Below are 7,870 nucleotides of genomic sequence, written 5' to 3'. Positions count from 1 at the left end.
CGCGGGCGCCGGCGTGGGCATCATCTTCGGCAACTATCTTGCCGCCGCGGTGCGCAACCCATCGGCAGCCCAGGGCCAGTTCGGCAACCTGATTTTCGGTTTCGCCGTGACCGAAGCGCTCGGCATCTTCTCGCTGCTGATCGCGCTGCTGCTGCTGTTCGCGCTCTAAGCTTTACAGACAAGGCCGGTGAACGGGTCGCCACAGCGACCTGCTCCAGCCGAACAGGAGAAGCCCGTGGCTGAAAGTCATGGCAACGCCAAGGGCACGACCGCCCACACCGCGGCAGACGGCGGCCACAAGGCCCCGTTTCCGCCGTTCCAGAAAGAGACCTTTGCTTCGCAACTGGTCTCGCTGCTGGTAGCGTTCGTAGCCCTTTATCTGATCGTGTCGCGAATTGCGCTGCCGCGCGTCGGCGGCCTGCTCGACGCGCGGCAGAATGCGATCGAGGGCGATCTGGCCGCGGCGCAAAAGCTGAAGGACGAGTCCGACAGTGCGTTGAAGGCCTATGAGAGCGAACTGGCGGCTGCGCGTTCCCGCGCGCAGGCGATCAGCACCGAGACACGCGAAAAGCTGAATGCGGTAGCCGAGGCCGAACGCAAGACGCTGGAAGAGCGGCTTGCCGTGAAACTGGCGGACGCGGAAAAGACCATCGCCTCGACCCGTGAAGCGGCAATGAGCAATGTCCGCGGTATCGCAGCCGAAGCAGCCGCAGCCATCGTGCAACGGCTCACCGGCGTGATGCCGGACGGCAAGGCCGTCGACAGCGCCGTCGACGCGTCGTTGAAGGGATAAATTCGATGTTCTCCGAGCCGGAATTCTGGGTCGCCGTCGCCTTCGTCATCCTGATGGGTGTGTTCGCCTATCTCGGCGTTCACCGTACCGTGCTGACGGCGCTCGATCACCGCAGCGAGCGCATCAAGGCCGAACTCGACGATGCTCGCCGCCTCAAGGAAGAGGCCGCCAAGCTGCTGGCGGAGTACCAGGCGCGTCACGCGTCCGCCGAACGCGAGGCCCAGGAGATCATCGCCAGCGCCAAGGCCGAGGCTGAACGCATCGCGGCCGAGGCCAAGACCAAGATGGAAGATTTTGTCGCGCGGCGCACCAAGACCGCCGAGAGCAAGATCGCGCTCGCCGAAGCCCAGGCGCTGGCCGACGTCCGCGCCGCCGCGGCCGATGCCGCGGTGACCGCGGCCTCCACCATCCTGACGCAGTCGGTAAAGGGACCGGTCGCCGACAACCTCCTGGCCAAGGGCATCGACGACGTTCGGCAAAAGCTGAATTGAGTTTTCGTCGTCCCCGCGAAGGCGCTACGGCATGCACACATCTGCCACCAGCTTTTCTGATGGCCACATAAACACCGCCGTCATCCTGAGGTGCTCGCCGTTCTTCACGGCGAGCCTCGAAGGATAGGCCACAAGCGCCCGCGGCCGTCCTTCGAGACGCCGCGCAAGCGCGCGGCTCCTCAGGATGACGGTTAAATGCGTGGCTCGGACTGAGTTTTGGTGTGGACCTGCTGTCAAAATCAAAAGACGTGTGCATGCCCCAGCGCCTTCGCGGGGACGACGCCGTGGGTGATGCGCCGCGTCACTTCTTCTTCGCCCCCTTTTGCTTCGGCTCCGGCTTCAGCGCCTGCGGATCGAAGCCGATATAGAACACGTAGAGATCGTTGATGTCGGGCGATACCGCCGGATAGACCACGTCCTCTGCGACCACGCTGAACGGCACGCTCAAGCCTTCGGCCATCGATACTGTGGTCCGGACCACCGTAGTGGCGATGGTCTTCTCGTTCACGCCGCCCTGCACCACCGCGACGCGCAGCGGTATCTCGACCGAGGCCGGCGCGCCGGCGGGGCCAACGATGACGCGGCCCTGGATTCCGATCCGCGCGGTGATCTGGCCGGCGTTGAGATTGCAGTCGCGCGCGGTGCGGGTGATGGTCGCCTGATAGCGCACGTCGCTGCCGACCGGCTGCTTGCCTGGCGCCGCGACAGCGTAAGTGGACGCGCCGGCGCGAACCTTGACGTCGGGACAAGTCAGCCCCCCGGTCTCCGCTTGACCTTCCGCCGGCGCGGTGGGCGCCGTCGCATCGGACTTTCCGCCGAAAAGCGACTTGAATCGATCGGTAATCGACTGTGCCGACGCAGTGGATGCGAGCATGCTGCAACAGATCCCGACCAAGACCAGCATCGCGATCCCGCGCCGCCGGCCGGGCTGCGCGACGGCAAACATCAAAGGCTTTTCTTCCATTCCGATTTCCCCGGCATCTTTTGCCGTCGTCCCCGTTGCGCCGCGTTATAGCAGCGCAATGGCGGCAAACCCAAGGCGCCCGAGCAGACGGTCATGTCTTCGGAAAAGGTCAGCCGCGAAAATCCTCGTGCAGCAGGCCGAACAGCAGATGATCCTGCCAGACGCCGTTGATACAGAGATAGCGCCGCGCCAGCCCCTCGCGGGCAAAGCCGCATTTTTCCAGCACCCGGATCGACGGCACATTGCTGGGGATGCAGGCGGCCTCAATGCGGTGCAGATTGAGTTCGCCGAACAACGACGGCAGCAGCACGCGCAGCGCCGAGGTCATGAAGCCGCGATGGGCATGGGGTTCGCCGATCCAGTAGCCGATAGTACCGGCCTGCACGATGCCGCGGCGGACATTGGCTAGCGTGATGCCGCCGATCATGGCGCCGTCGGTTTCGCGGAACACGATGAACGGATAGGAGCGGTCGGCGGCGACGTCTTCGGCGTAGCGGCGCAGCCGGCGGCGGAAACCGGCGCGGGTGAGATCGTCGGACGGCCAGATCGGCTCCCATGGCGTCAGATACGCCCGGCTACCTTCGCGCAGCTGGGCCCACTGCGGAAAATCCGACATCTGCGGCGCGCGCAGCAGCAGGCCGTGGCCGCGCGGCGCAAGCGCGGGCGGCGCGCTGGATGGCAAACGAAACAGGGCCATGATCCAAATCCCCTGAGATTCCGAAAAGCCCTCGAGGGCGACACCCTCAATGCAGCAGCGTTTTCGCCTTCGACCTGGTCAATCCTTCCGCAAAACCAACCGCGGTGTCCAGTCCCCTGCCGCTGCCGAGGGCGACCACCGCCGGGCGGCTGCGCGACAACAGCCCGCGCGCGGCATTGCGCGTCGATTCCACGCTGACGGCGTCGATCCGGGTCATCAATTCCTGCACGGTGAGCGGACGGCCGTAGGCCAGCATATGCCGCGCCAATTGCTCGGCGCGGGAGCTGCAGCTCTCCAGCGCCATCAGCAACCCGGCCTTCATCTGCGCCTTGGCGCGCGCGATCTCGGCCTCGGTCAGGGTTTCGACCGCGTCGTTGATGACGTCGACGATCACTTCCATCATTTCCGGCGCGTCGCCGGGATCGGTGCCGGTGTAGAGCCCGAAAAAGCCGGTGTCGGTATAGGGCGCATGGAAGGTGTAGATCGAATAGCACAGCCCGCGCTTCTCGCGCACTTCCTGGAACAGCCGCGACGACATGCCGCCGCCGAGAATGTTGGTGAAGACCTGCAGGCTGAACAGCGACAGGTCCGCTTGCGGCAGGCCTTCCAGCGCCAGCGTCAGATGCGCCTGCTCCAACTCGCGATGCACCACCTTGGAGCCGCCCTTGCCGAACATCGCTGCTTGCGGTTTCGGCGCCGGCGTACCGTCGAAGCTTGCGAACCGCCGCGTCACTTCGTCGACGACGCGCTTGTGATCGACGGCACCCGCGGCGGCCACCACCATGTCCGGCCCGCGGTAATGCGTCGTGAGGTAGCCGCGCAGCATGTCGCGGTCGAACCGCTTGAGAGTCTTTGCCGTTCCCAGCAGCGAGCGTCCCATCGGCTGGTCCGGATAGCAGAGTTCGTTGAGATGTTCGAACACCACGTCATCGGGTGTATCCTGCGCCGCGCCGATTTCCTGCACGATCACGCTCTTCTCCCGCTCCAGCTCGTCCGGCACGAACGATGGATTGGCGAGAATGTCGGACAGCACGTCGAGCGCCAGCGGGACGTCGGCCTTCATCACGCGGGCGTAATAGGCGGTGGTCTCGGTTGAGGTGCCGGCGTTGAGGTCGCCGCCGACCGCCTCGATCTCCTCGACGATCTCGCGCGACGATCGTGTCGTGGTGCCCTTGAACGCCATGTGCTCGAGCAGATGCGAGATGCCGTGCTCGTTCGGCTTCTCGTCGCGGCCGCCGACACCGGTCCACACCCCGAGCGCCGCGGTTTCGAGATGCGGCATGGTGTCGGTGACCACGGTCAGGCCGGAGGAAAGCTTGGTGACGTAAACGCTCATCCGGCAACTCCTTGTTTCGCGGCGCGGCTGACCGACAGCACGAACCGCTCGACTTCAATCTGATCGCTCTTCATGACTTTCATGTGCTCCGATTTGGTCATCAGACCCCCGAGCCACGCCGGCAATTGCGGACGCACCCCGCAGGCGGCCTCCACCGCGTCGGGAAATTTCGCGGCATGCGCGGTCGACAGCACGATGTTGGGAATGCTGGAATCAGAGGTGTCGCGGTCCGCCACCGCCAGCGCCACCGCGGTATGCGGATCAACCAGGACGCCGGCTTCGCGCCATGCGGCGCGGATTGCCGCGCCGGTCTCCACCTCGTCGGCACGGCCGGCGTCGAACTCGCTTCGGATCGCGGCCAGCACCCGATCGGGCAGCACGAACCGGCGGGACTGGCCGAGCGAGGCCATCAGCCCGCGCACCAGACTCGCATCGCGCCCCGATGCCTCGAACAGCAGCCGCTCGAAATTCGACGACACCTGAATGTCCATCGATGGTGAAGCGGTGGCGTGGACCTCGCGCACTTCGTAGATGCCGGTCTTGAGCGTGCGCGCCAGGATGTCGTTGACGTTGGCGGCGATGCGCAGGAAGCGGATCGGCAGGCCCATGCGCTTGGCGACGAACCCTGCGAAAATGTCGCCGAAATTCCCGGTCGGTACCGTAAAATCCACCGTCCGCGCCGGTGCGCCCAGCGCCACCGCGGAAGTGAAATAATACACCACTTGCGCGACGATCCGCGCCCAGTTGATGGAATTGACGCCGGACAGCGACACGGAATCGCGAAACCTGTGGTGATTGAACATTCCCTTCACGATCGCCTGGCAATCGTCGAAATTGCCTTCGATCGCCAGCGCATGGACGTTGGCCGCACCCGTCGTCGTCATCATCCGCCGCTGCACGTCGGAGATGCGGCCGTGCGGAAACAGCACGATGAGATCGACATTGCCAAGGCCGGCGAACGCATCGACCGCGGCGCCCCCGGTATCGCCTGAGGTTGCGACCACGATGGTGGTGCGCTGCGCGCGCTGCGCCAGCACGTGATCCATCAGCCGCGAGATTAACTGCATCGCCACGTCCTTGAACGCCAGGGTCGGGCCGTGAAACAGCTCCAGCACGAACTGGTTGGGGCTGGTCTGGCTCAGCGGCACCACTGCGGGATGACGAAACGTGGCATAGGCCTCATTGGCCATGCGGCCGAGATCGGCATCGGAAATTTCGCCGGCGACGAACGGGCGGATGACGTCGACTGCGACTTCCCAATACGGCCGGCCGAAAAATCCGGCGATGGTCTCGGGCGCGAGTTGCGGCCACACCTCGGGCACGTAGAGGCCGCCGTCCCGGGCAAGCCCGGTCAGCATCACATCGCAGAACCCCAATGTGGGGGCCTCGCCCCGGGTCGAAATATACTGTGTCAAGCCGTCCTCCAAAGGCGGCGCATATGCCTAAACCTTTGATATTATTGGATAGCGATTTCGCTAAAAGGCGAAATCGGGCGACACCATAAAGCGTTTTCGGGCGAAGGGGAAATGCGGTTGTTCGCCCTGCCGGATCGCAGAACCGCAGGGTAGGCAAAGGCAGTTGCGCCGTGCCCACCATCTGCTCATGGCAGTCATGGTGGGCGCGCTTCGCTTTGCCCACCCTGCGAGTTCTGCGTCCGCCGCTGCCCTCGCCACCACACCCCGAACGCGATCAGCACCGCACTGGCCAGGCCGAACCAGGTGATGGCGTATTGCAAATGATCGTCCTTGAGATGGACATCAAGCGGTCCGGGTTTGGGAACGCCGCTTTCCGGGACCGGCGTTTCCAGATCGATGTAGAACGGCGCGACATCACCCCATCCGAGCGCCTTCGCCATGACGAGGTGATCGCGCGCGAACCACAGCCGTTTGGCAAGATTTGCCGCAGTCGTCAGGGTGCCGGCGGAGTCCGGAAAGCGGATGTAACCGGTCAGCGTCGTCGCGGCGCCGGTGACGAGCCGCGCCACCGCGCGATCCTGCTGCGCGCGATCCTGCATGGTGTTCTGCATGAAGCCGGCGTTGATCACGATAGTCTTGCCATCAGCCAGCCGAGCCGGCAGGAACGCCCAGGTGCCCGGGCCTGAAATATCGGTGCGAACCGCAGAGCCGGCGCTGTAGACCATTGCATCGGGCCGGGATTCATACGCCGCGGGAAACCGCACGCGGCGGAACTCATCGCTGGTCGGCGTCAGTGCACTCCATTGCGCGGGCGACGGCAGCGCAGCCGGTGCTGCGGCGAGGCGCTCGGTCAACGCCGCGATCAGCGCGTGCTTCTCAGCACGGCGCTGCAACTGCCAGACGCCGAGGCCAATCAGCAGCGCCAACGTCAGAAGCGTAAAAATTGCAAGGCCGGCGACGCCGCGCGGGGTTGCGGAGATTGTTGCCATCACGGTTCGCGATCGATCAGCCGGCCTTCCGCCGCCTTGTGATGGAATTGCAAGGCGACCAGCAGCGCCTTCATCGAACGCAGCGGCAGCAGCGTGGTCGCCAGGATCAACGGCAGCCACAGCGCGGCGTGCAGCCAGAACGGCGGCTGGTATTTTATCTCAACGATCAACGCACATGCGACGACGATGGCGCCGGCGATCATGATGATGAATACCGCGGGGCCGTCGCCGGAATCGATGAAGGCGTAATCGAGCCCGCAATTTTCGCAGGCCGGCCGCAGGGTGAGAAATCCCGCATACAGTTTTCCTTCGCCGCAGCGCGGGCATTTGCAGGCAAGCCCGCGCATGGCGCTTTGGGGTACGGTGGGTATTTTGTCGTCCATACGCATCCTCTCCGTGTCCCGGACGCGGTGCAGCGTTCTTCACGATGCACCGCGGAGCCGGGACACGGTTCCAACGCCGTCGTTACCGGGGCCCCGGCTCTGCAGCGCACTACGCCGCAAAGTGGCGGCGCGCTGCGCTGCGTCCGGGGCACACGCCAAACAAAAAGGGCGGCCCTGAGGGCCGCCCCCTTGTAACACATCAGCACTCGTTCAATGCGCGCTGTGGGCCATGGTTTCCGCGCCGTGGCCCCACACGTAGATGCAGATGAACAGGAACAGCCAGACCACGTCGACGAAATGCCAGTACCATGCGGCGAATTCGAAGCCGAGATGCTGGGTCGGGGTGAAGTGGCCGGCGTAGGCGCGGAATAGGCAGACCAGCAGGAAGATGGTGCCGACCAGCACGTGGAAACCATGGAAGCCGGTCGCCATGAAGAAGGTCGCGCCATAGATATTGCCGGCGAAGCTGAACGCGGCGTGGCTGTATTCATAGGCCTGCACGCAGGTGAACGCCGCACCAAGCAGACAGGTCAGGATCAGGCCGTATTTGAGGCCCTTGCGGTCGTTCTCCAACAGCGCGTGATGCGCCCAGGTCACCGTGGTGCCCGAGGTCAGCAGCAGCAGCGTGTTGAGCAGCGGCAGATGCCAGGGATCGAAGGTTTCGATGCCCTTCGGCGGCCATGTGCCGGGTACGCTGCAGGCGCCGGCGGCCGTCCCCGCGCCGCATCCGAACAGGGCATCGCGGGTGGCATGAACCGCATCGGCCGGAAACAGCGCCGAGTTGAAGAACGCCCAGAACCAG

At 64.7% G+C, this 7,870-nt stretch carries 10 protein-coding genes; 3 read left to right on the top strand and 7 right to left on the bottom strand.

What is annotated here, in order from left to right:
* The 3 genes from VGP39_RS07800 to VGP39_RS07790 all read left to right on the top strand — a co-directional run.
* Positions 1-169 (top strand): ATP F0F1 synthase subunit C (locus VGP39_RS07800; RefSeq protein WP_327567532.1); only part of this gene is annotated, 169 nt, incomplete at its 5' end.
* 66 nt (positions 170-235) lie between these two features.
* On the top strand, positions 236-793 hold the full coding sequence (locus VGP39_RS07795; RefSeq protein WP_327567530.1) for a F0F1 ATP synthase subunit B': 558 nt from the start codon (positions 236-238) through the stop codon (positions 791-793).
* A 5-nt stretch (positions 794-798) separates the two neighbouring features.
* Positions 799-1,284, top strand: a complete 486-nt coding sequence (locus VGP39_RS07790) for an ATP F0F1 synthase subunit B (protein WP_327567529.1) — start codon at positions 799-801, stop codon at positions 1,282-1,284.
* 301 nt (positions 1,285-1,585) lie between these two features.
* Here the strand turns inward: VGP39_RS07790 and VGP39_RS07785 are convergent, their stop codons facing one another.
* From VGP39_RS07785 to VGP39_RS07755, 7 genes are all read right to left on the bottom strand, one after another.
* Entirely contained in the window at positions 1,586-2,248 is a 663-nt protein-coding gene (locus VGP39_RS07785; protein ID WP_414644593.1) for a hypothetical protein, read from the bottom strand.
* A 109-nt stretch (positions 2,249-2,357) separates the two neighbouring features.
* Positions 2,358-2,945, bottom strand: a complete 588-nt coding sequence (locus VGP39_RS07780; RefSeq protein ID WP_327567528.1) for a GNAT family protein — start codon at positions 2,943-2,945, stop codon at positions 2,358-2,360.
* A 46-nt stretch (positions 2,946-2,991) separates the two neighbouring features.
* Positions 2,992-4,281 (bottom strand): pitrilysin family protein, encoded by a 1,290-nt coding sequence (locus VGP39_RS07775; protein ID WP_327567527.1) that lies wholly within the window; start codon positions 4,279-4,281, stop codon positions 2,992-2,994.
* A complete protein-coding gene (gene thrC / locus VGP39_RS07770; protein ID WP_327567526.1) occupies positions 4,278-5,696 on the bottom strand; it encodes a threonine synthase in 1,419 nt (472 codons plus the stop codon). Before thrC ends, VGP39_RS07775 begins: the two co-directional genes overlap by 4 nt.
* A gap of 194 nt (positions 5,697-5,890) precedes the next feature.
* The gene (locus VGP39_RS07765; RefSeq protein ID WP_327567525.1) at positions 5,891-6,685 is read right to left on the bottom strand and encodes an SURF1 family protein; all 795 of its coding nucleotides are present in this window, start codon (positions 6,683-6,685) and stop codon (positions 5,891-5,893) included.
* Positions 6,685-7,074, bottom strand: a complete 390-nt coding sequence (locus tag VGP39_RS07760; protein WP_327567524.1) for a DUF983 domain-containing protein — start codon at positions 7,072-7,074, stop codon at positions 6,685-6,687. Before VGP39_RS07760 ends, VGP39_RS07765 begins: the two co-directional genes overlap by 1 nt.
* A 204-nt stretch (positions 7,075-7,278) precedes the next feature.
* Positions 7,279-7,870 (bottom strand): cytochrome c oxidase subunit 3 (locus tag VGP39_RS07755; protein WP_327567523.1); only part of this gene is annotated, 592 nt, incomplete at its 5' end.

The organism is Bradyrhizobium sp., from assembly GCF_036009065.1.
Lineage (GTDB): Bacteria > Pseudomonadota > Alphaproteobacteria > Rhizobiales > Xanthobacteraceae > Bradyrhizobium.
The sequence above is the reverse complement of the archived record's forward strand: the minus strand, read 5'-3'. Positions and strand labels throughout refer to the sequence as shown.

Bases quoted from the DNA above. Each gene is read 5' to 3' on its own strand.
- VGP39_RS07780 (WP_327567528.1), bottom strand. From the start codon at position 2,945: ATGGCCCTGTTTCGTTTGCCATCCAGCGCGCCGCCCGCGCTTGCGCCG.
- VGP39_RS07765 (WP_327567525.1), bottom strand. From the start codon at position 6,685: ATGGCAACAATCTCCGCAACCCCGCGCGGCGTCGCCGGCCTTGCAATT.
- VGP39_RS07785 (WP_414644593.1), bottom strand. From the start codon at position 2,248: ATGGAAGAAAAGCCTTTGATGTTTGCCGTCGCGCAGCCCGGCCGGCGG.
- VGP39_RS07790 (WP_327567529.1), top strand. From the start codon at position 799: ATGTTCTCCGAGCCGGAATTCTGGGTCGCCGTCGCCTTCGTCATCCTG.
- VGP39_RS07775 (WP_327567527.1), bottom strand. From the start codon at position 4,281: ATGAGCGTTTACGTCACCAAGCTTTCCTCCGGCCTGACCGTGGTCACC.
- VGP39_RS07760 (WP_327567524.1), bottom strand. From the start codon at position 7,074: ATGCGTATGGACGACAAAATACCCACCGTACCCCAAAGCGCCATGCGC.